Origin of the sequence: Streptomyces sp. NPDC096040 (assembly GCF_040303265.1) — a bacterium.
GTDB lineage: Bacteria > Actinomycetota > Actinomycetes > Streptomycetales > Streptomycetaceae > Streptomyces.
This window is the reverse complement of the sequence record NZ_JBEOTA010000030.1, coordinates 68,979-92,498: the sequence shown is the minus strand read 5'-3', so window position 1 is coordinate 92,498 and position 23,520 is coordinate 68,979. Positions and strand designations below refer to the sequence as shown.

Annotated in this window: 19 protein-coding genes; 11 read left to right on the top strand and 8 right to left on the bottom strand. The window is 70.8% G+C overall.

The features are described from left to right. The 6 genes from ABTY98_RS33355 to ABTY98_RS33330 form a co-directional block, all read left to right on the top strand. On the top strand, window positions 1–400 hold a 400-nt coding region (locus ABTY98_RS33355), incomplete at its 5' end, for a phosphoadenosine phosphosulfate reductase domain-containing protein (RefSeq protein ID WP_352224806.1). A gap of 2 nt (window positions 401–402) precedes the next feature. Beyond that, entirely contained in the window at window positions 403–1,740 is a 1,338-nt protein-coding gene (locus ABTY98_RS33350) for a sulfate adenylyltransferase subunit 1 (RefSeq protein WP_352224805.1), read from the top strand. 222 nt (window positions 1,741–1,962) lie between these two features. Continuing rightward, complete coding sequence (locus tag ABTY98_RS33345; RefSeq protein WP_352224804.1) at window positions 1,963–3,066, top strand: aliphatic sulfonate ABC transporter substrate-binding protein; 1,104 nt, start codon at window positions 1,963–1,965, stop codon at window positions 3,064–3,066. 35 nt (window positions 3,067–3,101) lie between these two features. Then, window positions 3,102–3,887, top strand: coding sequence for an ABC transporter ATP-binding protein (locus tag ABTY98_RS33340; protein ID WP_352224803.1), 786 nt, complete (start codon window positions 3,102–3,104; stop codon window positions 3,885–3,887). Further along, a complete protein-coding gene (locus ABTY98_RS33335) occupies window positions 3,874–4,752 on the top strand; it encodes an ABC transporter permease (RefSeq protein ID WP_352224802.1) in 879 nt (292 codons plus the stop codon). Before ABTY98_RS33340 ends, ABTY98_RS33335 begins: the two co-directional genes overlap by 14 nt. 8 nt (window positions 4,753–4,760) lie before the next feature. Continuing rightward, window positions 4,761–5,498: a sirohydrochlorin chelatase gene (locus ABTY98_RS33330; RefSeq protein WP_352224801.1), complete on the top strand. Its 738-nt coding sequence runs from the start codon at window positions 4,761–4,763 to the stop codon at window positions 5,496–5,498. Between the two features lie 156 nt (window positions 5,499–5,654). Here ABTY98_RS33330 and ABTY98_RS33325 read toward each other — a convergent pair whose 3' ends face one another. Next, window positions 5,655–6,080: a fibronectin type III domain-containing protein gene (locus ABTY98_RS33325; RefSeq protein ID WP_352224800.1), complete on the bottom strand. Its 426-nt coding sequence runs from the start codon at window positions 6,078–6,080 to the stop codon at window positions 5,655–5,657. Window positions 6,081–6,303: 223 nt separating this feature from the next. Continuing rightward, window positions 6,304–6,852 (bottom strand): DUF1697 domain-containing protein, encoded by a 549-nt coding sequence (locus tag ABTY98_RS33320; RefSeq protein WP_352224799.1) that lies wholly within the window; start codon window positions 6,850–6,852, stop codon window positions 6,304–6,306. Between the two features lie 383 nt (window positions 6,853–7,235). Here ABTY98_RS33320 and ABTY98_RS33315 point away from each other — a divergent pair, with 383 nt between their 5' ends. After that, window positions 7,236–9,485 carry an MMPL family transporter gene (locus ABTY98_RS33315; protein ID WP_352224798.1) on the top strand — a complete coding sequence of 750 codons (2,250 nt, stop codon included), beginning with the start codon at window positions 7,236–7,238 and terminating at the stop codon, window positions 9,483–9,485. Between the two features lie 79 nt (window positions 9,486–9,564). On the opposite strand, the gene ABTY98_RS33310 is transcribed toward ABTY98_RS33315, so the two are convergent. Together ABTY98_RS33310 and ABTY98_RS33305 are read right to left on the bottom strand one after the other, a co-directional pair. Next, a complete protein-coding gene (locus ABTY98_RS33310) occupies window positions 9,565–10,845 on the bottom strand; it encodes an ABC transporter substrate-binding protein (protein WP_352224797.1) in 1,281 nt (426 codons plus the stop codon). Then, entirely contained in the window at window positions 10,845–11,690 is an 846-nt protein-coding gene (locus ABTY98_RS33305) for a carbohydrate ABC transporter permease (RefSeq protein WP_502994413.1), read from the bottom strand. Before ABTY98_RS33305 ends, ABTY98_RS33310 begins: the two co-directional genes overlap by 1 nt. Window positions 11,691–11,881: 191 nt before the next feature. On the opposite strand from ABTY98_RS33305, the gene ABTY98_RS33300 reads away from it, so the two are divergent. Then, window positions 11,882–12,745: a phosphotransferase enzyme family protein gene (locus tag ABTY98_RS33300; RefSeq protein ID WP_352224796.1), complete on the top strand. Its 864-nt coding sequence runs from the start codon at window positions 11,882–11,884 to the stop codon at window positions 12,743–12,745. 29 nt (window positions 12,746–12,774) lie between these two features. Here ABTY98_RS33300 and ABTY98_RS33295 read toward each other — a convergent pair whose 3' ends face one another. The 4 genes from ABTY98_RS33295 to ABTY98_RS33280 all read right to left on the bottom strand — a co-directional run bounded on the left by ABTY98_RS33295 (window position 12,775) and on the right by ABTY98_RS33280 (window position 17,138). Continuing rightward, window positions 12,775–13,497 carry a 3'-5' exonuclease gene (locus ABTY98_RS33295; RefSeq protein ID WP_352224795.1) on the bottom strand — a complete coding sequence of 241 codons (723 nt, stop codon included), beginning with the start codon at window positions 13,495–13,497 and terminating at the stop codon, window positions 12,775–12,777. A gap of 102 nt (window positions 13,498–13,599) precedes the next feature. After that, entirely contained in the window at window positions 13,600–14,841 is a 1,242-nt protein-coding gene (locus ABTY98_RS33290; RefSeq protein ID WP_352224794.1) for a DUF5919 domain-containing protein, read from the bottom strand. A gap of 103 nt (window positions 14,842–14,944) precedes the next feature. Next, complete coding sequence (locus tag ABTY98_RS33285) at window positions 14,945–16,255, bottom strand: copper amine oxidase (RefSeq protein ID WP_352224793.1); 1,311 nt, start codon at window positions 16,253–16,255, stop codon at window positions 14,945–14,947. Window positions 16,256–16,322: 67 nt separating this feature from the next. Next, window positions 16,323–17,138 carry a Tat pathway signal sequence domain protein gene (locus ABTY98_RS33280; protein ID WP_352224792.1) on the bottom strand — a complete coding sequence of 272 codons (816 nt, stop codon included), beginning with the start codon at window positions 17,136–17,138 and terminating at the stop codon, window positions 16,323–16,325. A 196-nt stretch (window positions 17,139–17,334) separates the two neighbouring features. Here ABTY98_RS33280 and glgX point away from each other — a divergent pair, with 196 nt between their 5' ends. The 3 genes from glgX (at window position 17,335) to ABTY98_RS33265 (ending at window position 23,470) form a co-directional block, all read left to right on the top strand. Continuing rightward, on the top strand, window positions 17,335–19,443 hold the full coding sequence (glgX, locus tag ABTY98_RS33275; protein WP_352224791.1) for a glycogen debranching protein GlgX: 2,109 nt from the start codon (window positions 17,335–17,337) through the stop codon (window positions 19,441–19,443). Window positions 19,444–19,559: 116 nt separating this feature from the next. Further along, window positions 19,560–21,914, top strand: a complete 2,355-nt coding sequence (gene treY, locus ABTY98_RS33270; RefSeq protein ID WP_352224790.1) for a malto-oligosyltrehalose synthase — start codon at window positions 19,560–19,562, stop codon at window positions 21,912–21,914. Window positions 21,915–22,219: 305 nt separating this feature from the next. Beyond that, window positions 22,220–23,470 (top strand): M14 family zinc carboxypeptidase, encoded by a 1,251-nt coding sequence (locus ABTY98_RS33265; RefSeq protein WP_352224789.1) that lies wholly within the window; start codon window positions 22,220–22,222, stop codon window positions 23,468–23,470. The last annotated feature ends 50 nt before the right edge of the window (window positions 23,471–23,520 follow it).

The following is a 23,520-nucleotide window of genomic DNA, read 5'->3' as shown; positions in this document are numbered from 1 at the left end:
CTACAACGGACGGCACGCCCCCGGAGAGCACGTCCGGGTCTTCCCGCTCTCCAACTGGACCGAGCTGGACGTCTGGCAGTACATCGCCCGCGAGGGCATCGAGCTGCCGCAGATCTACTTCGCGCACGAGCGCGAGGTGTTCCGGCGGGGTGGGATGTGGCTGACCGCCGGCGAGTGGGGCGGCCCGAAGGACGGCGAGACCGTCGAGAAGCGCCAGGTGCGCTACCGGACCGTCGGTGACATGTCCTGCACGGGTGCCGTCGACTCCGACGCCGGCACGCTGGACGCCGTGATCGCCGAGATCGCCGCCTCCCGGCTCACCGAGCGCGGCGCCACCCGCGCCGACGACAAGATGTCCGAGGCCGCGATGGAAGACCGCAAGCGCGAGGGGTACTTCTAGAGATGAGCACGACCACCACGGACCTCGGCCTGACCGAGACCACCCTGCTGCGCTTCGCGACGGCCGGCTCGGTCGACGACGGCAAGTCCACCCTCGTCGGACGGCTGCTGCACGACTCCAAGTCGGTCCTCACCGACCAGCTGGAGGCCGTGGAACGCGCCTCGGCCTCGCGCGGGCAGGACGCCCCCGACCTGGCCCTGCTCACCGACGGCCTGCGCGCCGAACGCGAGCAGGGCATCACCATCGACGTGGCCTACCGCTACTTCGCCACCCCGAAGCGCCGGTTCATCCTCGCCGACACCCCCGGCCACGTGCAGTACACCCGCAACATGGTCACCGGCGCCTCCACCGCCGAGCTGACCGTGGTCCTGGTCGACGCCCGCAACGGGGTCGTCGAGCAGACCCGCCGGCACGCCGCGATCGCCGCCCTGCTGCGCGTCCCGCATGTCGTCCTCGCCGTCAACAAGATGGACCTGGTCGGCTACCAGGAGCCGATCTTCGCCGGGATCGCCGAGGAGTTCACGGCGTACGCGACCGAGCTGGGCGTCCCGGAGGTCACCGCGATCCCGATCTCGGCGCTCGTCGGCGACAACGTCGTGGAGCCGTCCGCCAACATGGACTGGTACGGCGGCCCGACCGTCCTGGAGCACCTGGAGACCGTCCCGGTCAGCCACGACCTGGCGCACTGCCACGCCCGGCTGCCCGTGCAGTACGTGATCCGCCCGCAGACCGCCGAGCACCCGGACTACCGGGGCTACGCCGGCCAGATCGCCGCCGGCACCTTCCACGTCGGCGAGCCGGTCACGGTCCTGCCGTCGGGTCGTACGACGACGATCTCGGGCATCGACCTGCTTGGCAAGCCGGTCGACTCGGCCTGGACGACCCAGTCGGTGACCCTGCTGCTCACCGACGACATCGACGTCTCGCGCGGCGACCTGATCGTCCCGACGAAGGACGCCCCGCCGACCACCCAGGAGGTCGAGGCGACCGTCTGCCACGTGGCCGACCAGCCGTTGACCGTCGGGCACCGGGTGCTGCTCAAGCACGGCACCCGCACCGTCAAGGCGATCGTCAAGGACATCCCGTCCCGGCTCACCCTCGACGACCTGTCCCTGCACCCGCACCCGGGGCAGCTCGTCGCCAACGACATCGGCCGGGTGAAGATCCGTACCGCCGAGCCGCTGCCGGTCGACTCCTACGCCGACTCGCGCCGCACCGGCTCGTTCATCCTGATCGACCCGGCCGACGGCACCACGCTCACCGCGGGCATGGTCGGCGAGTCGTTCGCCTCCCCCGAGCCCGTCAAGGACGAGGCCGAGGACGACGGGTGGGACTTCTGACATGAACTCCACCGACTTCTACTCCACGTTCGCGAAGGAGGGCGGCCGCGTCGGCAGCGGTGCTCTCGGCAGCGGGCAGGGCGGAGTCGCGCGATGTGTGTGCTGACGTACGCGCACTGCCTGCGCGCCCTCACCCCCCACCGCCGTAGACGCAGACCTGCCGACCTCCCGGCCACGACCTGAGAGACCGTGACCGCCGGGCCTCCGAGAGGAACACCTCCCGTGCCTGCAACAACAGCCTTCCGCCGCAGCCTCGCGGTGATAGCCGCGCTTCCCCTGCTCGCCCTCGCCGCCTGCGGTTACGGGTCCGACGCCGACAAGACCGACACCGCCAAGGTCGCCGCCGGTGCCAAGAAGATCGACGGCCTCGACACCGTCAAGATCGGCTACTTCGGCAACCTGACCCACGCGACCGCGCTGGTGGGCAACCAGAAGGGCTTCTTCCAGAAGGAGCTCGGCGCCACCCAGGCCAAGTACGCGATCTTCAACGCCGGGCCCTCCGAGATCGAGGCGCTCAACTCCGGCTCCATCGACATCGGCTGGATCGGCCCCTCCCCGGCGATCAACGGTTACACCAAGTCCAACGGTACCGACCTGAAGATCATCGGCGGTTCGGCGTCGGGTGGCGTGAAGCTGGTCGTCGACCCGAAGAAGATCAAGTCCCTGAAGGACGTCAAGGGCAAGAAGATCGCGACGCCTCAGCTGGGCAACACGCAGGACGTGGCGTTCCTCAACTGGATCGCCGACCAGGGCTGGAAGGTCGACGCGCAGAGCGGCAAGGGTGACGTCACGGTCGTCCGCACCGACAACAAGATCACCCCGGACGCCTTCAAGGCCGGTTCCATCGACGGCGCCTGGGTGCCGGAGCCGACCGCGTCCAAGCTGGTCGCCGAGGGCGGCAAGGTACTGCTCGACGAGTCCACGCTGTGGCCCGACAAGAAGTTCGTGATCACGAACATCATCGTGTCGCAGAAGTTCCTCAAGGCGCACCCGAAGGTCGTCGAGGCCGTGCTGAAGGGCTCGGTCGAGACCAACAAGTGGATCAACGCCAACCCTGACCAGGCGAAGGCCGCCGCCAACAAGCAGCTGGAGGTCGACTCCGGCAAGGCGCTGCCCGACAACGTCCTGGACCCGGCGTGGAAGTCGATCCAGTTCACCGACGACCCGCTGGCCTCCACCCTCAACACCGAGGCGCAGCACGCCGTCAAGGCCGGTCTGCTCACCGACCCGCTGCTGAAGAACATCTACGACCTGACGATCCTCAACAAGGTCCTCAAGGCCGACGGCGAGAGCACGGTCGACGCCGCCGGTCTCGGCAGCAGCTGACCCCGGTCCCGACGCGTTCCCAGGAGGTGACGACCATGGCCACGACCACGACACTCCCCAAGGCCGGCGAGTCGGTGGAGCACGCGGCACGCCTCGAGCATGTCTCGAAGTCCTTCGCGACTCCCGGCGGGCAGCAGCTCGTCCTGGACGACATCACGCTCGATGTCGCGCCGGGCGAGTTCGTCACCCTCCTGGGGGCCTCGGGCTGCGGCAAGTCCACGCTGCTGAACCTGGTGGCGGGCCTCGACCGCCCCACGGCGGGTTCCATCGCGACGGACGGGCGGCCCGCCCTGATGTTCCAGGAGCACGCCCTCTTCCCGTGGCTGACCGCGGGCAAGAACATCGAACTCGCCCTCAGGCTCAGGGGAGTTCCCAAGAACGACCGCCGTGCCAGGGCCGAGGAACTGCTCGAACTGGTCCGGCTGAAGGGCGCGTACGGCAAGCGTGTCCACGAGCTGTCGGGCGGTATGCGCCAGCGTGCGGCGCTGGCCCGGGCACTCGCCCAGGAGAGCAACCTGCTGCTGATGGACGAGCCGTTCTCGGCCCTGGACGCCATCACCCGGGACGTGCTGCACGACGAGCTGACCCGGATCTGGCAGGAGACCGGGGTCTCCGTCCTGTTCGTCACGCACAATGTGCGCGAGGCGGTCCGGCTCGCGCAGCGGGTGATCCTGCTGTCGTCCCGCCCGGGCCGGATAGCGCGCGAGTGGACGGTCGGCATTCCGCAGCCGCGCCGGATCGAGGACGCGCCCGTGGCCGAACTGTCCCTTGAGATCACCGATGTACTGCGTGGGGAGATCCGCCGTCATGGCCAGCACTGAGGCGACGCCGGCCAAGGACGCCGGAAGTGTCGAGGCGGGCCTCGACGCACTGGAGACGTCGACCACCGGCCGCCCGACCTTCCGGCAGACCTTCACCGCCAAGATCCTGCCGCCGATCATCGCGCTCGCCGTGGTCCTCGTGGTCTGGACGCTCCTCGTGCCGGTCGTGGACGACCCGTCCAAGCTGCCCTCGCCGGCCGCGGTGGGCAGCGCGTTCAAGGACGCCTGGCTCAAGGGCGACCTGCTCGGCTACATCTGGACCAGTGTCAGCCGTGGCCTCCTCGGCTTCCTCTTCGCCCTGGTCATCGGCACCCCGCTGGGTCTGCTGGTGGCCCGGGTGAAGTTCGTGCGCGCGGCCATCGGGCCGATCCTGTCCGGCCTCCAGTCGCTGCCGTCGGTGGCCTGGGTGCCGCCGGCCGTGATCTGGCTGGGTCTGAACAACTCGATGATGTACGCGGTGATCCTGCTCGGCGCGGTCCCGTCCATCGCCAACGGTCTCGTCTCCGGCGTCGACCAGGTACCGCCGCTGTTCCTGCGCGCCGGCCGCACGATGGGCGCGACGGGCGTCAAGGGCATCTGGCACGTGGTGCTGCCGGCGGCGCTGCCCGGCTATGTGGCGGGCCTGAAGCAGGGCTGGGCGTTCTCCTGGCGCTCGCTGATGGCGGCGGAGATCATCGCCAGCTTCCCCGACCTCGGCGTGGGTCTCGGCCAGCTCCTGGAGAACGCCCGCACCGCCAGCGACATGGCCATGGTGTTCGAGGCCATCATCCTTATCCTGTTCGTCGGCATCGCGATCGACCTGCTGATCTTCAGCCCGCTGGAGCGGTGGGTGCTGCGCAGCCGCGGTCTGCTGGTGAAGAGCTGAGGTCGCCCATGCGCAATCCGGTCCTCGTCGTCATCGCCCACGGCAGCCGCGATCCGCGGCACGCGGCGACCGTGCACGCCCTGGTACGGCGGGTACGGTCGCTGCGGCCCGGGCTGCGCGTGGAAACCGGATTCCTGGACTTCAACGTCCCCTCCGTGCAGGGGGTGCTGGAGTCCCTGGCGGCGGAGGGTGTCCGTGACGTCGTAGCCCTTCCGTTGTTGCTGACCCGCGCCTTCCACGCGAAGGCGGACATCCCGGCCGTACTGCGGGACGCGCCGACTCGGTTGCGGATCCGGCAGGCGGAGGTGCTGGGCCCGTCCCCGCTGCTCCTGGCGGCCCTCGATCGGCGGCTGCACGAGGCGGGGCTGACACCCGCCGACAAACCCTCGACCGGGGTCGTACTGGCCTCGGCGGGGTCCAGTGACCCGGAGGCGATCGCAGTGATCGCGGATATCGCGCGGGAGTGGCGGCACACCGGTTGGTGCGCCGTGCGGCCTGCGTTCGCCTCCGCATCCCTCCCCCGCACCGAGGACGCGGTACGGGAGCTGCGGGACCTCGGCTGCGCCCGGGTGGCCGTGGCTCCCTATGTCCTCGCCCCCGGCTTCCTGCCCGACCGGATAGCGCGGGGCGCGGCGGAGGCGGATGTGCTGGCCGAGGTGCTCGGCCCGGCGCCGGAGGTGGCTCGGGTGCTGCTGGAGCGGTACGACGCGGCCCGCACCCCCGCTCTGGCGGCCGTCGGCGCCTGAGCCGTCCGAGGAGGGCCCCTGGGGTTCGCGGTCCGGCGCTCCCCTGTGACGTCGGACCGCGAACGGCCGGCCCACAGCGGGGCTCTCACGAGCGTCACTGCCGTGGCCGGCTCTTACTTCAGCGCCGCGGTCGGCGAACGTGTCACACCAGCGGCATTACCGGTTCAGTTTCCCAACGACTTTTCCCCGTCGGGCAGTTGACCGGGTGGCCGCGCTGACCGTGGCCACCCGGTCCGACGCCCCCGCGGTCACCGCGGCGACGGTCACCGTGTAGCGCGTGCCGGGCTGCAGCCCGCCGATCACCCGGAACATGCCCTTGGCCGAGGGCCGGGTGACCAGGACGTCCCGTCCGGTGACGTCGATCGGGGTACGGCCGTCGGAGACGGTCACCCGGTAGCCGGTCACCTTGGCGTCGCCGAGGGCGGTCGGCAGGGTCCGGGCGAGCGTGGCCGCGGTGGCCGCCGTACGCAGCTCGGGGCCGGTCGGCGCGGCCGGGAGGGTGCTCGCAGCCGTCGGGGCCAGCGGTGCCGAGGCGAGCGAGGGGGCACTCTCGCCGTGGGCGTTGCGGGCGGTGACCGTCACGGTGACGGGACCTCCGGAGACACCCAGGCGTACGAGGGCGGTCCGCTTGAACTCGGCCGCGGAGACGCTCCCCTCCCCGACCTGGCGGCCTGGCCGCGCCGGGGCGGCGCCCACTGATCACGCGTGGCCTTCGCGATGCTGCCCGCCCACCGCGACCCCGACCGCCCGGTCAGCTCCCGCTTGCGCTCCGCCCACTCACGGAGGACGACCGGCCTGCGGGCAGTCACGTTCCCGGGGCGGTGAGCTGCACCAGCTTGACGACCGTGTTCCAGTTCCGGGTCGTGGCGATCAGCCCCTTGTTGGTCCGGGGCCGGGACAGCGCCTCCGCCAGCTTGGAGCGGCCGAGGCCGTCGGGGGCGTACAGGTACAGCGCGCGGTCGCCGAGGCGGAACTCCTCGGGGAGGTGGGCTGCGGGGTCCATGTCCGCGAAGCGCTCCGGGGCGACCGGCCCGGAGAAGTAGGTGACGTGCAGCTGCTTGGCCTCAAGTTCGGCGGCCGGGAACGGGCAGGCCTCGGCGATCGCCCTCAGATAGGCGTGGTCGCGGACGAGCACGTCGACGGAGAAGCCGAACCGCTCCTCGATCCCCTTGGTCAGCTCCGCGGCCAGCGACTCGGCGTCCCCGCGAGCGGCGAAGACGGCCTGTCCGCTCTGGAGGTAGGTCTGCACGGACTCGTACCCGAGGCCGGCCATGAGCGCCCGCAGCTCGGCCATCGGGAGCTTCTTCCTGCCGCCCACATTGATCCCGCGCAGCAGCGCCGCATACATCGTCATTCGAACACCTTAGAACGGCCGTCGTGCCCCGTGGGGGTGGGCACGACGGCCGTGCCGGGCATGCCGGACTGCCCGAAACTCTGGCCGATCGGACCGCCCCGGATCAACTCCTACACGCACCTGTGACTTGTTCAACAAGGTTCTGTAATCACAAAGGGGATCCAAGTCGTCGGAAGGGACACCCCTGACCATCACCCCCGAGATGGGTCGATAGATGTAAGGGCCCGACATCCTCCCAGGCGATGAGAGTCGGCCACCGCACTTCACCGGGCAGCACGAGGAGGCGGTCCTGTCCGGCCCATACCTTCGAATCGAACGAAGGAAATCGTGAAGACGTCGTGGCGGCCGGGGCCGTCACCGCACACGAGGGGGGTAATCCCGTCATGGGGAACGGAGAGACGCGGGTGCGGGGCCTGGCTGCCCGGGCCGGCGGCTGGAGCGCCCGGCATCGCTGGGCCGCCGTCGGCATATGGGTGCTGTTCGTCGTCCTGGCGATGGGACTCGGCTCGGCGGCCGGCCGGGTCGACGTGGCCGAGAGCGACCAGCTCAAGGGTGAGACACACACCGCGGCGAAGATCATCGACGACGCCGGGATCAAGGAGCCGGCCGCGGAGACGGTCCTGGTCCAGTCCAAGAACCCGTCGGTCAGGTCCACCGACGCCGAGTTCAAGTCCGCCGTCGCGGATGTCGTCAAGGCGGTCGACGGCACCGGCAAGGTCACGGGCATCACCTCGCCGTACAACACCGGAACCATCTCGAAGGACGGCCGCAGCGCGCTGGTCCAGTTCGACATGCGCGGCGACGCGGAGACCGCCGCCGACCGGGTCGAGCCGGTGCTGGACGCGGTGGCCGGGGTGCAGAAGGCGCACGACACGCTGCGGATCGCGGAGATCGGCGGCGCCAGCATGAACAAGCAGTACGACGACGCCTTCGGCAAGGACTTCCAGCGGGCCGAGTACTCCGCCGTGCCGGTGGCCTTCGGGATCCTGCTGATCGCCTTCGGCGCACTGGTGGCCGCGCTGCTGCCGGTCGGCCTCGCGATCACCGCGATCATGGCGACGATGGGCCTGATGGGCCTGGTCAGCCATCTGCAGCCGATGAGCGACACCGCCAACTCCGTGATGCTGCTCGTCGGCATGGCCGTCGGCGTCGACTACTGCCTGTTCTATCTGCGCCGGGAGCGCGAGGAACGGGAGGCCGGCCGGGACGCGGGCGCGGCGCTGCGGATCGCCGCGGCCACCAGCGGCCGGGCCATCATCGTCTCCGGTGTCACCGTTTGCGTGGCGATGGCGGGCATGCTGTTCACCGGCCTCGCCGAGTTCGAGGCGATGGGCCTGGCCTCCCTGATGGTCGTCGCGGTCGCCATGGTCGGCTCGGTGACCGTCCTGCCCGCGCTGCTCTCCCTGCTGGGCGGGCGGGTCGAGAAGGGCCGGATCCCGTTCCTGCGCCGCCGCAAGCGCGCCCACGGCCCCTCGGAGAGCCGGTTCTGGACCGCCGTACTGCGAGGCGTGCTCGCCAAGCCGCTGGTCTCCGTGCTCGTGGCGGTCGGCGCGCTGCTCGCGGTCGCCGCTCCCGCCCTCGGCATGAAGACCTCGCAGCTCACCCTGGACCAGGAGTTCGGCGGCTCGCTGCCGATCGTGCAGACCTACGACCGCGTCAACCAGGCCTTCCCCGGCGGCTCCGAGCCTGCTGAGGTGGTCGTCAAGGCCAAGGACATCAACGCCCCCGAGGTCAGGCAGGCGCTGACCGACTTCAAGGCGCGGGCGATCAGCTCGGGCGCCTCGCGCGGCCCGGTCGAGATCACGATGCACGACTCCCAGAACGTCGCCCTGGTCTCCGTGCCGCTGGTCGGCGGCTCCGACCTGGACAAGGCCGACGCGAGCCTGCGGAAGCTGCGCGACGAGGTACGGCCGGCCACCCTCGGCAGGGTCGACGGGGTGCAGGCGCCGGTCACCGGGTCGGTGGCGGGCAACCACGACTTCAACGACCAGCTGATCGGCTCGGTCGTCCCGGTCTTCGCCTTCGTGGTCGTCTTCGCCTTCCTCCTCATGCTGCTGTCGTTCCGCTCGCTGACGGTCGCGGTCACCTCGATCCTGCTCAACCTGCTCTCGGTCGGCGCCGCCTACGGCATTCTCGTCGCCGTCTTCCAGCACGGCTGGGGTGCCTCCCTGGTGGGTGCGGAGGGCGTCGGCGCGATCGTCAGCTGGCTGCCGCTGTTCCTCTTCGTGATCCTGTTCGGCCTGTCGATGGACTACCACGTGTTCGTGGTCTCCCGGATCCGCGAGGCCCGGCTGCGCGGCCGCTCCACCAGGGAGGCGATCCAGCACGGGGTGGTCACCACGGCCGGGGTCGTCACCAGCGCCGCCGTCATCATGGTCGCCGTGTTCGCGATCTTCGGCACGCTGTCCATGCAGTCCATGAAGCAGATGGGCGTGGGGCTGGCGGCCGCGGTCCTCATCGACGCGACGCTGATCCGGGGTGTGCTGCTCCCGGCGGTGATGGCCCTGCTCGGCGAGCGCAACTGGTACCTGCCCAGTTGGCTGCGCCGGCTGCCCGACCTGACCCACGACGAGTCTCCGGAGCCGGTGGCACCGCCGGTGACACGGGGCGAGCAGGACCGGCTGCCGGTCTGATCCGATTCCGAGCAACACCCTCAGACGCAGGGCCCGTTGGTCTCCGGGGGAGCCAACGGGCCCTGCCCCTTTGTCCGGCTCAGCGCTGATAGCGGGCGAGCACCAGATTGCCGTCCTTCTCCAGGCGGTGGCGGAGCTCGTCGAGGCCGATGGCTCCGCTGTAGTACGACTGGAAGGCGGGGGTGGCCACCTTGTCCTTCCACTCCGGGTAGCCGCGGACCGTCTGGGCGGGGGCCGGGCTGAGGTGGCCGGCCAGAGCGGCGCCGGTGGCCCAGCCGTACTTGGCGGTGTGCAGGGCCGGGTCCTTCAGGGCCTGAGTGCCGGTGGGCAGCATCCAGTCGCCGAGGGCGAGCCGGACCATGTTCCTCGGCCGGAGCAGGAAGTCGATGAACTCCGCCGCCTCCTTCTTGTGCGGGCTGTCCTCGGCGATGGACAGCGTCTGCGGGCTGACACCCTGGGCGAGTCCGTCGGCGCCGGCCGGGGCGGGCAGCACCTCCCAGTCGAAGCCCTTCGGCGCCTGCTGGACGATCTGCTGACGGTAGGAGAAGCCGAGCGGGACCATCGCGTACTTGCCGCCGAAGAAGCCCGGAAGGGTGTCCGAGCCGCCGCTGCCCAGCGTCGAGCCGGGTGCGCTGTGGTCGATGCCGACCTGGTCGTGGACGGTGCGCGGCACGACCTGGTCGGCGGCTTCGAAGCGCACGGTCACCTTGCCGTCCACGTCCCGGTGGAAGAGCTGTCCGCCCGCCGACAGCGACAGGTTGAGCGTGGCGGAGACGGGCTCCTTGAGCGGCCAGGCGACGCCGTACCTGCCGTCGCCGCTGAGCTGTTCGGTGACCTGCCGGAACTCCGCCCAGCTCCAGGGGCGTTGGGGTGTGGGTATGCGCACTCCTGCCTTCGCGAGCCAGGTGCTGTTGGCGATCAGCACCCGTGGCTCCTGGAGGAACGGCACACCGTAGATGCCGTCCCCGAAGGTCGCCGTCTCCCAACTTCGCTGCGGTATCTCCGACTTGAGGCGGTTGGTCAGCAGGTCGGTCAGGTCGGTGAGGTAGCCGCCGTAGGCGAAGTCGGCGAGATCGTCGGAGGCGTCGTGGATGATGTCCGGGGCCTCACCGCCCTCGAAGGAGGTGAGCAGCTGGTCGTGGACGCTGTCCCAACTTCCCTGCACATACTCGACCTTGACGTCCGCGTGAGTGGCGTTCCACTCCTTCACCAGCTCCTTGTTGGCGGTGACCGACTCCTCCTGCCAGGCCAGGGACTGGAAACGGAGGGTGATCGGACCGCCGGTGCCCCTCCCGCCGGCCGTGCAGCCCGCGAGCAGGAGAAGAAGGACGACAAGTGCGGTGGTGCCCCTGGTCCGCATCAGCCCATCGCCGCCGCATAGCCGAATTGGCCGTACCGGAAGGCCTCTTCGTAGGCGAACAGCATCGGCAGCCGGGTCTTGCCGCCGGGGCCGCCATTGGTCAGGACGTAGACCAGGGCGAAGGAGTTGAAGTTCCAGATGAGATTGAGCGCGGTGATCGCCAGGGCGACGGGTCTCAGGGCGGCCCAGGTGACCGCGCGGAAGCGGCGCCAGGCGCCGGCGCCGTCCACCGCCGCGGCCTCGTGCAGTTCGCGCGGGGTGTTCTGCAGTCCTGCGAGCAGGGCGACCGTGGTCTGCGGCAGCCCGGCCCAGACACCGACGACGATCACGGCGGGCAGGGCGGTGCCGAGGCCGCTCAGCCAGTCCCGGCCGTCACCGAGGCCGAGGTCGCGCAGGGTCTCGTTGAGGATCCCCGCGTCCGGGTTGTAGACCAGCCGCCACATGATGCCGACGACGACCTCGGGCATCGCCCAGGGCACGATCGCCAGGGCGCGGGCCAGCCAGCGCAGCCGTAACTCCTGGTTGAGGAGGAGGGCGAGGCCCAGGGCGAGCAGGAACTGGGGCACGGTCACACCGACGGCCCAGATCAGGCCGATCCGGAACGACTCCCAGAAGAGCGTGTCGTGCAGGAGGTCCTGGAAGTTGAGGCCGCCGATCCACCGGGTGGCCGCGGTCCGGCCCGACTGGGCATCGGTGAACGCCAGCAGGATCCCGTAGAGGAGCGGGCCCACGCTCAGTACGAGGATCGGGATCAGGGCGGGCAGGACCAGGAACCAGGCGCCGTGGCCGGTCAGGCGTGCGGCGGCCGGTCGCCTCACGGTGGCCACGTTCGTCGCCAATGCCACGTCATCCCCCTTTGCGCGGCCCGGTCGTGCCTGGTCATGGTCGTGAAGGCAGGTTGTCTCGTCAAGGCACCGCGCATTCGTCGCGACCTCCGTGGATGCGAGACTGACCGGCGGATGGCGAGAAGACGACGCCGTGTGCACCCGCACAGGCGCGGGTGCCCGGGCACCGGGAACAGACGCGGAGGCGGACGATGGACGAGGCAAGGGCGCGGGACGTACTGGCCGCGGCGGGTGTGCTGCCCGGTGCGGCGGTTGACGCCTCGCTCCTCGCCCTGGGCGAGAACGCGGTGTTCGCCGCCGGTGACCTGGTGGTGAAGGTCGGCCGGGACGCCGAACTCCTTGACCGGGCCCGGCGTGAGCTGGAGATCGCCGGGTGGCTGGCGGAGGCGGGCGTCCCGGCCGTACGGGCCGCCGAGCCGAAGGCGCGGCTCGTGGACGGTCACCCGGTGACCGTGTGGCACCGGCTGGCGGATCCGGTACGGCCGGCCGATCCGCGCGATCTGGCCGGACTGCTGCGGATCGTGCACGCACTGCCCTCTCCTCCCTTCGAGTTGCCGCCCCGCGAGCTGCTGGGCGGTGTGGAACGCTGGCTGCGGCTCGCCGGCGACGCGGTCGACCCCGCCGACGCGGCCTATCTGCGGGAGCGCCGGGACGGTTTCGCGGCGGCCGCGGCCGCGCTGACCCCGCGGCTGGCTCCGGGGCCGATCCATGGGGACGCGCTGGCCCGCAATGTGCATGTCGGGCCGGACGGGCCGGTCCTGGTCGATCTGGAGACCTTCTCGTCCGACCTGCGCGAGCACGACCTGGTGGTCATGGCGCTCTCCCGGGACCGGTACGGGTTGCCGGCCGAGACCTATGACTCGTTCGTCGAGGCCTATGGGTGGGATGTGCGGGAGTGGGAGGGGTGCTCGGTGCTGCGCGGCGCCCGGGAGACGGCCAGCTGTGCGTGGGTCGCACAGCATGCGCCGAGCAATCCGAAGGCGCTGGCGGAGTTCGGGCGGCGGGTGGCGTCGCTGCGGGAGGGGGACGAGTCGGTGCGCTGGTACCCCTTCTGAGCCCCGCTGCTGCCAAGCCCGCTGCGGCCTCAGACCGTCTCGTCCGCCAACTCACGCAGCGGCCAGGCTCCGTCGACCACCGCGTCCGCTTCGCCCTTGCGCCGCAGGAACTGCTGGAAGTCCGTCGCCCACTCCGCGTACCACTCCACCTGGCGTTCGTGCAGTTGTGCCGGGCCCAGGGACGCGATCTTCGGGTGGCGGTCGGCTATGGCCCGGGCCAGGCGGGCCGCGGCCAGGGCGTCGGCCGACGCGTTGTGGGCGGAGGCGAGGGTGATGCCGTACTCGACGCAGACCGCTTCGAGGTTGCGCTTGCCGCGGCGGTAGCGGTCGACCCAGCGGTCGATGGTGTACGGGTCGATGACCGGCGCCGGGTCGAGGCCGCCGAGGCGGTCGGAGAGGGACGGCAGGCCGTGCCGGCGCAGTTCCGCCGAGAGCAGGGTGAGGTCGAAGGTCGCGTTGTAGGCGACGACCGGGACGCCCGTCTTCCAGTACCCGGTGAGAACGTCGGCGAGGGCGTCGGCGACCTGGTCCGCGGGGCGGCCCTCGGCCGCCGCCCGCTCGTTGCTGATGCCGTGCACCGCCACCGCGTCGGCGGGGATCTCCACGCCCGGATCCGCCAGCCACTCGCGGCGGCCCAGCTCCTGCCCGGCCCTGACCTCGATCACGGCGGCCGTGACGATGCGCGCCTCGCGCGGATCCGTACCCGTCGTCTCCAGATCGAAGCCGATCAGGAGCTCTTGGTGCCAGCCCATGGGCGGTCCCCCTTCTTGGTGGTGCTTTCCCCCAGTGGTCTCCACCCTCGCATGCGCCACTGACAATCAGAGGACCGCGTTCCGCTTACCGTCGCGCCTACCTCAGGACACAGGGCGCGAATCCGCCCAAGCCATTTCGAACTCCTCGCGGTATGTCGGGAAGAGTCCTGCTTCCATGATGTCGTCCGACTTGACCACCTTGTCGCCGTTGCGCAGTACCAGCACCGGCGACTCCATGCCCCGCGCCCCGCGCAGATAGGACTGGACGATCGCGACACCGTCGGCGCCGTCGCCGTCGACCAGGTAGGCGGAGAAGCGGGGGGTGTCGTCGTACACCTGGATCTCGAAGGCGCCCGGGTCGCGCAGCCGGGAGCGGACCCGGCGCATATGGAGGATGTTCATCTCGACCGAGCGGGAGAGTTCGCCCCGTTTCATTCCGAGTTCGCGCTCGCGGCGCTTGATCGCGCTGGACGCGGGGTTGAGAAAGAGCAGCCGGACCCGGCAGCCGGTCTCGGCGAGCCGGACCAGGCGGCGGCCGGAGAAGTTCTGTACGAGCAGGTTGAGTCCGATGCCGATGGCGTCCAGCCGGCGGGCGCCGCCGAAGAGGTCCTCGGCCGGGAACTGGCGCATGAGACGGACCCGGTCGGGGTGGACGGCGACGACGTCCGCGTAGCGGTCGCCCACCAGGTCCTCCACCGCGTCCACCGGCAGCCGGCGCGCGGAGGGCACGTCACCGCCCGTGCCGAGCATCTCCAGGAGCCGGGCGGAGGCCCGTTCGGCCTGGTTGAGGACGGCCTCGGAGAGCGCGCGGTTGCGGGAGACGACGTTGCGGGTCACCTCCAGCTCGTCGAGGGCGAGTTCGACGTCCCGGCGTTCGTCGAAGTACGGCTCGAAGCACGGCCAGTGCTGCACCATCAGCTCGCGCAGCTGCGGGAGGGTGAGGAAGCTGATCACGTTGTCGTCGGCCGGGTCGAGCAAGTAGCCCTTGCGACGGCTGACTTCGCGGACCGCGACCGCCCGCTGGACCCACTCCTGACCGGCGGGCCCGGCCGCGGCGACCACCCACTCGTCGCCGTGGACCGGTTCGTAGATGGGGCGCAGGACGGCGGCCACGACCGCGCGCAGCCGCTGTTCGACGAGGTTCAGCCAGATGTAGGCACGGCCGGCCCGCTGGGCGCGCGTACGCACCTCCAGCCAGGCGTCGGCGTCCCACTCCAGCTCCGGTCCGATGGAGCCCGAGGCGTCCATCGGCCGGGCCAGGGACACCGCGCCGGGCGGGACGTCTGTGGAGTTCCCCTCGTGACCCTCGTCACCAGGGGGCAGCTCCAGGCCTCCCGAGCCCACCCGTGCACCGCCTTCCAATCCCCCGGACTTTCCCCTTGCCAACGATCAAGGAAGGGTACTCCGGGAGTGGTCGGCGGTGCAGCCGGATGGACAGTGTCGTTTCTCAACTACCTTCTCGGGGCTTCCCGTTCTGATCAGCAAGGGCGGCCGGAGTGAGCGGATTCATAGCGGTGACATCACGCGGGGCGATGGAGAAGCCCTGCCAGTGGACCGGCATGGGCTGCTGGTCCTCGTCACGCACCACGTGGTGGAAGCCGACGTTCACCCAGACCACGGGGTTGGTGAGGGTCTGCCCGTTCACCCACTGGTCGACGTTCTTGGGGTGACCGTTGGCGCAGCCCGGGTTGTTGCTGGCGAACAGCTCGCACTTGTCGTACTGGGTGAAGTAGATGTCGTGCTTGGTGAAACCGTGACCCGGGTACTTGTTGCTGGCGCCCGGCACGATCTCGTACGAACGGGCGTGCCCGTCCTTGTTCTTGCCGGCCGCGCTGACCACCCGCCACCAGCGCATGTTCTTGTAGTCACCGGCGAGTTCCCTGGTGACGTTGGTGCGGGTGGTCTTGTTGGTGGGCGCCTCCTGGCCGTGCGCGGGCGCGCTGACCACCGAGTCGTACTGTTCGACACGGCTCTTGGAGGAGCCGTCGAGGTCGAAGTCCAGCTTCCAGAAGACGTTGTGGCTGGTGGCGTAGGAAGTGGCGCCCTTGCCTATCGGCCAGCCACGGCCGTCCCCGGCGTCGTAGTCGCCCGGGGAGAGGCTGCCGGTGGCGCCGACGTTCATGTTGATCGTGCCGTCGTCCTGGAACCGCCACTCGGTCATGTACTCGTACCAGCCGACCTTGTTGACAGTGTAGACCAGCAGATCCTTGCCCTGCTGCTGGTACACCCGGTTGCCGGTGTCGGCCTGCATCCGGTACGCGTGGCCGCGCGAACGGGTGGTGGTGCACAGGCCGTTGACGTTCGGGTGGGCCGGGTCCCAGGCCTCGGGGACCTTGACCGTCTTTATGGTGCCGCCGGGGCATTCGGCCGCGGCGAGCGGCATGAGGCCCTGGGCGAAGCCGAAGCCGGTCAGGTCGTCGTACTCGACGCTGCCGTCGTCGTAGGGGACGTCGATCTGGCCGAGGCGGGCGCTGGAGAGGACCTTGATGGGGGCCGACTCGCCCTTGGGCTGGTAGGAGATGTGCTCCAGGACCAGTCCGGCCTTGCTGTCGTAGCGCCAGCACATCCGCCAGGTGGTGCCGGTGGAGAGCTTCCGCTCGATCCGGTAGGCGGCGGAGCAGTCGGCGGCGGGCGCGGCGGCCCGCTTGGGCTGCGCGGCGGCGGGTCCGGCCGCGGTGGTCGCGCCGGCGGCCAGCGCGGCCACGGACAGGCCCACGGCGGCCGTCCTGCGGGCGCGGCGGATTCTGTTCGGGTGCATGACGAAGTGACTCCTCGTGCGGGAGATGCAGTCGGGAATGGAGCTGGGAAATGCGAACGGGACCGGCTCAGCGGCCGAGCTTCACGACCTTGCGTGCGCTGAGGTCGACGATCAGGGAGCGGGCGTCGATCCAGGGCCCGTTCTTGATCTTCGGGAAGAGCCGCACGCAGCGGTGTTCGCCGCACTTGTCGAGCGCGGCCGGCTGGGCGCCCTCAGTCGCGCGGTAGATCGCGCTGTTGAGCAGCAGCTGCTGCTCCGGGGAGGTGAGGACCTCGCCGGTGGCGTCCTTGAAGTCCGCATTCAGGCCGGCGCCGAGCGGGTCGGCGACGAGCAGCTGGAGCGCCTCGACGTTCTCGTCGTGGCTGAGCGGCGGCTGGACACCCTGCCGGGTGGTGGTGTGCTCGACCTTGCCGGTGTCGAGGTTGACGGTCCGGGTGACGAGGCTGTCGTCCCGGTAGTCGTAGAACGTCACGTCCGCGCGGCGCGGCGCGCTCGTGGCGTCCAGTTCGTTCGCGTCCGGCTCGGCCAGGTCGACGCTGATCCGTTGCGGGCCGCGCCGGCCCTCGACGTTCTCCCCGGCGTTGAACATCTGCTGGGTCAGGGCGAGATGTTCGACACGTTTGATCTCGTCGTCGGTCAGCGGGTCGCTGCCCGTGCCCTTCTTTCCCTCGGCCGGCGCCTGTTCCACCACGCCCGGCTTGACGGCGTCCGTGCCCTGGCCCGCCTGCTGCGCGGCGACCGAGCCGGTCCCGTCGCCCCCTCCCGTGTCGTCCGCACCCGCCGTACCCGGCAGGGTGATCCCGACCATTACGGCGGTCCCCGCAACCGCCAGGCCGGCACCGGCCACCACTTTGCCCAGATGGCGGTGCACTATCTTGCGCACATCTTCCCCCTACTCCCCCTTGGTCACAGGGAGTACGCGTTTGCCCCACTGGTTCGGCACACGTCGCCACTTGGGCCACTGTGTGCACTGGTCGCCGGGTAAGAGGGACGTAAGTCACATGGGGTTCCATTACTTTCGGGCAGACTCATGACCAAGGCGCCCCCGCGCGCAATACACACCTGGAAGAGTCGACTTCATGCAGGTCTGGCCTGGAGAGGCGTATCCGCTCGGTGCCACGTACGACGGCGCCGGGACCAACTTCGCGGTGTTCACGGAGACCGCGGACCGAGTGGAGCTGTGTCTACTGCACGACGATGGCTCCGAGACGGCGGTGGAGCTGCGCGAGAGCGACGCCTTCGTCCGGCACGCGTACCTGCCCGGGGTGATGCCCGGGCAGCGCTACGGCTTCAGAGCGCACGGCCCGTACGACCCCGGACGCGGTCTGCGCTGCAACTCGGCGAAGCTGCTCCTCGACCCCTACGCGAAGGCGGTCAGCGGGTCGGTGCGCTGGGGCGAGGAGGTGTACGGCTACCACTTCGGCGACCCCGACAAGCGCAACGATCTGGACTCGGCCCCGCACACCATGACGTCGGTCGTCGTCAACCCGTACTTCGACTGGGGCGACGACCGGCGGCCGCGCACCGAGTACCACCACACGGTGATCTACGAGGCCCATGTGAAGGGCCTGACCATGCGCCACCCGGGGCTGCCCGAGGAGCTGCGCGGCACCTACGCGGGCCTCGCACACCCGGCGGTCATCGAACACCTGACGGAGCTCGGTGTCACGGCACTGGAGCTGATGCCGGTCCACCAGTTCGTCAACGACCACCGGCTGGTCGACATGGGCCTGAACAACTACTGGGGCTACAACACGATCGGTTTCTTCGCCCCGCACAACGCGTACGCCTCCTGGGGCGACCGCGGCCAGCAGGTCCTGGAGTTCAAGTCGGCGGTCCGGGCGCTCCACGAGGCCGGGATCGAGGTGATCCTGGACGTCGTCTACAACCACACCGCCGAGGGCAACCACCTGGGCCCGACGCTCTCCTTCCGGGGTCTGGACAATCCGTCGTACTACCGGCTGACGGACGACCCCCGCTATTACATGGACACGACCGGCACCGGGAACTCCCTGCTGATGCGGTCCCCGCACGTCCTCCAGATGATCATGGACTCGCTGCGGTACTGGGTCACCGAGATGCATGTCGACGGCTTCCGTTTCGACCTCGCGGCGACGCTGGCGAGGCAGTTCCACGAGGTGGACCGGCTGTCGTCGTTCTTCGACCTGGTGCAGCAGGACCCGGTGGTCTCCCAGGTGAAGCTGATCGCCGAGCCCTGGGACGTGGGCGAGGGCGGTTACCAGGTGGGCAACTTCCCGCCGCTGTGGACCGAGTGGAACGGCAAGTACCGCGACACCGTGCGCGACCTGTGGCGCGGCGAGCCACGCGCGCTCGCGGAGTTCGCGTCCCGGCTTACCGGATCCTCCGACCTCTACCAGGACGACGGCCGCCGCCCGCTGGCTTCCATCAACTTCGTGACCTGCCACGACGGGTTCACGCTGCACGACCTGGTGTCGTACAACGAGAAGCACAACGAGGCCAACGGCGAGGACAACCGGGACGGCGAGAGCCACAACCGCTCCTGGAACTGCGGGGTCGAGGGGCACACCGACGATCCCGCGGTCCTCGAACTGCGCGAACGGCAGATGCGGAACTTCATCGCCACGCTGATGCTCTCCCAGGGCGTGCCGATGATCGGCCACGGCGACGAGTTCGCGCGCACACAGCAGGGGAACAACAACGCGTACTGCCAGGACAACGAGCTGTCCTGGGTGGACTGGCCGGGCCCCGAGGACGACAGCGACCTGCTGACCTTCACGCGGGCGATGGCACGGCTGCGCAAGGAGCACCCGGTCTTCCGGCGCCGCCGCTTCTTCCACGGCCGCCCGGTGGAGGGCACCCACGACGACCTCTCCGACATCGCCTGGTTCACTCCGGAGGGCCATGAGATGGCCCAGCAGGACTGGGGGTCGACTCAGGCGTCGGCCCTGACCGTGTTCCTCAACGGCAACGCGATCTCGGAACCGGGGCCGCGCGGGGAGCGGATCGCCGACGACTCCTTCCTGCTGATGTTCAACGCCTCGCCGGAACCGCTGGAGTTTCTGGTGCCGGTGAATCACGGCCGGCAGTGGGAGGTGGTGGTGGACACCGCCAGGGCCGAGGGGGTGCCACCGGGGCCGAAGGTGGACGGGGGCGCGCGGCTGTCGTTGGTGGGGCGGAGCCTGACTGTTCTGAAGAGGCCCGCCTAGAGAGCCGGCAGCGGGGCGGAGCCGTATCCGATGTGCGGCTCCGCCCCGCGGGCGCGACCGGCGCCCACCGGCCCGCGCCGTGACACAAAACTCGACGAGACGGGTACTACGTCCGCATGACAGCCGAGCGAACCGCCTCCGCCGCGCCGACAGCCACCTACCGCCTTCAGATCCAGCCCAGCTTCCCTTTCTCGGCCGCCGAGGCGTCCGTGCCGTACATCTCCTCCCTCGGCGTCTCCCATCTGCACCTCTCCCCCGTCCTGGAGGCCGTGCCGGGCTCCACGCACGGCTATGACGTCGTCGACCACGCGCGCGTGCGCGAGGAACTCGGCGGCGAGGAGGGACTGCGCGCGCTCGCGCGTACCGCGCGGGAGCACGGTCTCGGTCTGGTCGTGGACATCGTGCCGAACCACATGGCCATGTCCCCCCGGCACAACCACGCCCTGTGGGAGGTCCTGCGGGAGGGCCCCAAGTCGCCGTACGCCCGCTGGTTCGACATCGACTGGGAGGCGCAGGGCGGGCAGCTGCTGGTGCCGGTGCTCGGCGGGCCGGTCGGCGAGGTGCTCGGGCAGCTCGTGGTCGACGGCGACGTACTGCGCTATCACGAGCATGCCTTCCCGCTCCGGGAGGGCACCGCGGACCTGCCGCTGCCGGAGTTGCTGGACGCCCAGTGGTACCGCCCGGTGTGGTGGCGGCTGGCCCGGACCGAGCTGAACTACCGGCGGTTCTTCAGCATCTCGGAGCTGATCGGGGTGCGGGTGGAGGACCCGGAGGTGTTCGAAGCCACCCACGCCAAGATTCTCCAGCTGCTGCACGAGGGGGTGGTGGACGGGCTGCGCGTCGACCATCCCGACGGGCTCGCCGACCCCACCGCCTATCTCGCGCGGCTGCACAAGGCGACCGGCGGGCGCTGGACGGTCGTGGAGAAGATCCTGGCCGACGGTGAGCGGCTGCCGGCCGGCTGGCCGGTCGCGGGGACCACCGGGTACGACGCGCTGCGGCAGGTGGACGGCCTGTTCACGGATCCCGCGGGCGCCGGTGAACTGCTGGGCCAGTACCGGCGGTTCGCGGCCCCCCAGACGGACCGGGGCGGCGACTGGGAGGCGACCGTGCGGCGGGCGGCGTACAAGGTGCTCACGCACGAGCTGGCGGCCGAGACGGACCGGCTGACCCGGGCGGCAGCGCGCGTGTGCGCGACGTCGCCGGACCCCGCGCTGCGCGACCGGGCGCCCTGGGCGCTGCGCATCGCGCTGGAGGAGTTGCTGGTCCGGATGCGGGTGTACCGGCCGTACACCTCGGGCGACGCGGCCGCCGTGGTCACCGAGCGGGCGGCCGAGGAGGCCCGCTCGGCCTTCGTGGTGCCCGAGGAGGGCGGGGCGGTGGACGTGGTGCGCGGGCTGCTGCTGGCAGGGGACGACGCACCCGGGCCCGTGGAGTTCCGGACGCGGTTCGCGCAGACCTCCTCCGCGCTGCGGGCCAAGTCCGTGGAGGACACGGCGTTCTACCGCTATGTACCGCTGCTGTCCGCGACCGAGGTGGGCGGTGCTCCCGGCAGCCCGGGCGTCTCCCCCGACGGCTTCCACGCCTACTGCGCGCGCGTGCAGCACGACTGGCCGCTCACCGGGACGGTGGTGACGACACACGACACCAAGCGCAGCGCCGACGTGCGGGCGGCGCTGGCCGTGCTGACGGAGTGCCCGGAGCGCTGGGCGGACGTGCTGACCGAGGTGACCCGGGACGGGGAGGGCGTCCCGGACGCGCAGCTGGCGTGGGCGGCCTGGCAGACGGTGTTCGGGCTCGGCCCGGCGGATCCCGAGCGGGTGCAGGAGGCGCTGCTGAAGCATGTGCGGGAGGCGGGCCTCTACACGAGCTGGACGGAGCAGGAGCCGCCCTACGAGGAGGCGGTGGCCTCGTTCGTCGCGGCGGGGCCGTGCGGGACGTCAGGAGAGCGCGTGGCGGCCTTCCGCGCCTCGCTGGCGGCGCACGTCCGGGCGAACGTCCTCGGCACGGCTCTGGTCCATCTGACGATGCCGGGTGTGCCGGACGTCTACCAGGGCACGGAGGGCGAGTTCCGGGCGTTGGTCGACCCGGACAACCGGCGGCCGGTCTCCTTCCCGCCCGAGCACCCGGGCGAGAAGGACGCGGTGACGACGGCGGCGCTACGGCTGCGGGCGCGGCGACCGGGCGTCTTCGGCGATACGGCGACGTACGCGCCGCTGACGGCCGAGGGCCCGGCCGCGGCGCACTGTCTGGCCTTCACGCGCTCCGGGGAGGTGGTCACGGCGGTGACCCGGCTGTCACTGCGACTGGCCGCGGCGGGCGGCTGGCGGGACACGGTCCTGCCGCTGCCGCCGGGCCGGTGGGCCGACGTACTGGCGCCGCAGCGGGAGTTCACGGGCCACGCGCGCGTGGCCGAGCTTTTCGAGGGGCTGCCGGTGGCGCTGCTGGAGCGGGTGGACGACGGGCACTGAGGGCACTGAGGGCACTGAGGGCACTGAGGGCACTGAGGGCACTGAGGGCCATATTCACTCGTACGAGTGAATATGGGGCCGGGTCGGGGGGTTGCCGAAACTCGTCGGGCGCGGACCGCGTCCGGAAAGGCGCGCGGAGCCGTTCAGCGCCCCGTAATGGCTTCGCAACCCCGTCGCTGTCAACCGCCCTGCCGGCCGACGGCTCATGCACCTTGGCGCCCCCTGGAGCCTCCCCTGGAGGTTCTTGACAGTTCACCTATGCCGTGCGGGACTGGGGAAAGCGAAGCAGGGCGGACAAGTCGGGGGTGAGTCTCCTGCCGGAGCTGCGTTACCCCAGTGTTCCCGAACTGGTCGCGACCGCCCGGGCGTTGGCCGCTCATCGGCCCGGCCTGTGCACGTTGCGGGAGATCGGCGTCTCCCGCGCGGGCAGACCGCTGCACCTGCTGTCCGTGGGGCACGCCCGGCGGGCGGTGCTGGTGGTCGCGGGCGCCCACGCCAACGAACCGACCGGGGGCGGCACCCTTCAAGTGCTCGCCGAACGGGTGCTGAACGAACGGGACCTACGGGCGGAGACCTCCTGGCACTTCCTGCTGTGCGCGGATCCGGACGGGGCGAGCCTGCATGTCACCCCGGCACCGCGCAGCCTGCTCGACTACCACCACGGCTTCTACCGCCCGGCGGGTCCCGAACAGCCGGAGTGGTCGCCGTCGGTGCTGCCCCCGGACCGGCTGCCGCCCGAGACCCTGGCCCTGCTCGGGGTGATCGACGAACTGCGCCCCTACCTCCAGGTGACCCTGCACGGCACCGATCTGGGCGGCAGCTGGGTGCAGCTGACGAAGGACGTGCCCGGGCTCGCCGAACCGTTCGCCAAGTCCGCGGCGGAGCTGCACATCCCGGTGGAGACGGGCGCCTCGGACGCCGCGGGCTGGCCGGCGTCCGGTCCCGGGGTCCGGGTGATGCCCGGTCCCGGGTCGGGGGTGGCCTACCCGAGCCTGCCGGACGACGCACGGCACAGCACCTGGTACCACGCGCACCGCTACGGCGGTCTCACGGCGGTGGTGGAGGTGCCGATGTGGGCGAGCGACCTGGTCGACGACCCGGCGCCGCACCCGGCGCCGGCGGCGGCGATGCGTCGGCTGGCGCTCCGGCTGCTGCGGGATTCGCGGGAGGTGGAGCGGGTGCTGGCCGAGGCGCTGCCCCGGCTGGACGGCCTGGACGGGCCGCTGCTGCGGGCGGCCCGCTGGGCGCTGGGGCTGATTCCCGGGCTGGCCGAGGACTGGATCCTCCGGCCGCCGATCGACACCACGATGGCGTACGTCGGCAGTGTGGACGCCTTCGGGCGGCGGCTGCCGTTGCGGGCGGCGTCGATGCTGCTGCGGGTGCTGCGGGAGGCGGACGACCGCGCGGCGCCGCGGCTGGACGAGCTGGTGGCCTCCTGGTGCGACGCCTACGGGGAGCGCTTCCAGGCCCGCTGGGTGCCGTTGGAGCGCCAGGTGGAGCATCAGTCCCGGACGGTGCTGGCGGCCGCGCAGCACGCCCGTGAGAGGGCGGCGTGAGGTCCGGGACCCGACCGGCGGATCACACCCCCGGGCCGCACGCCGCCCGG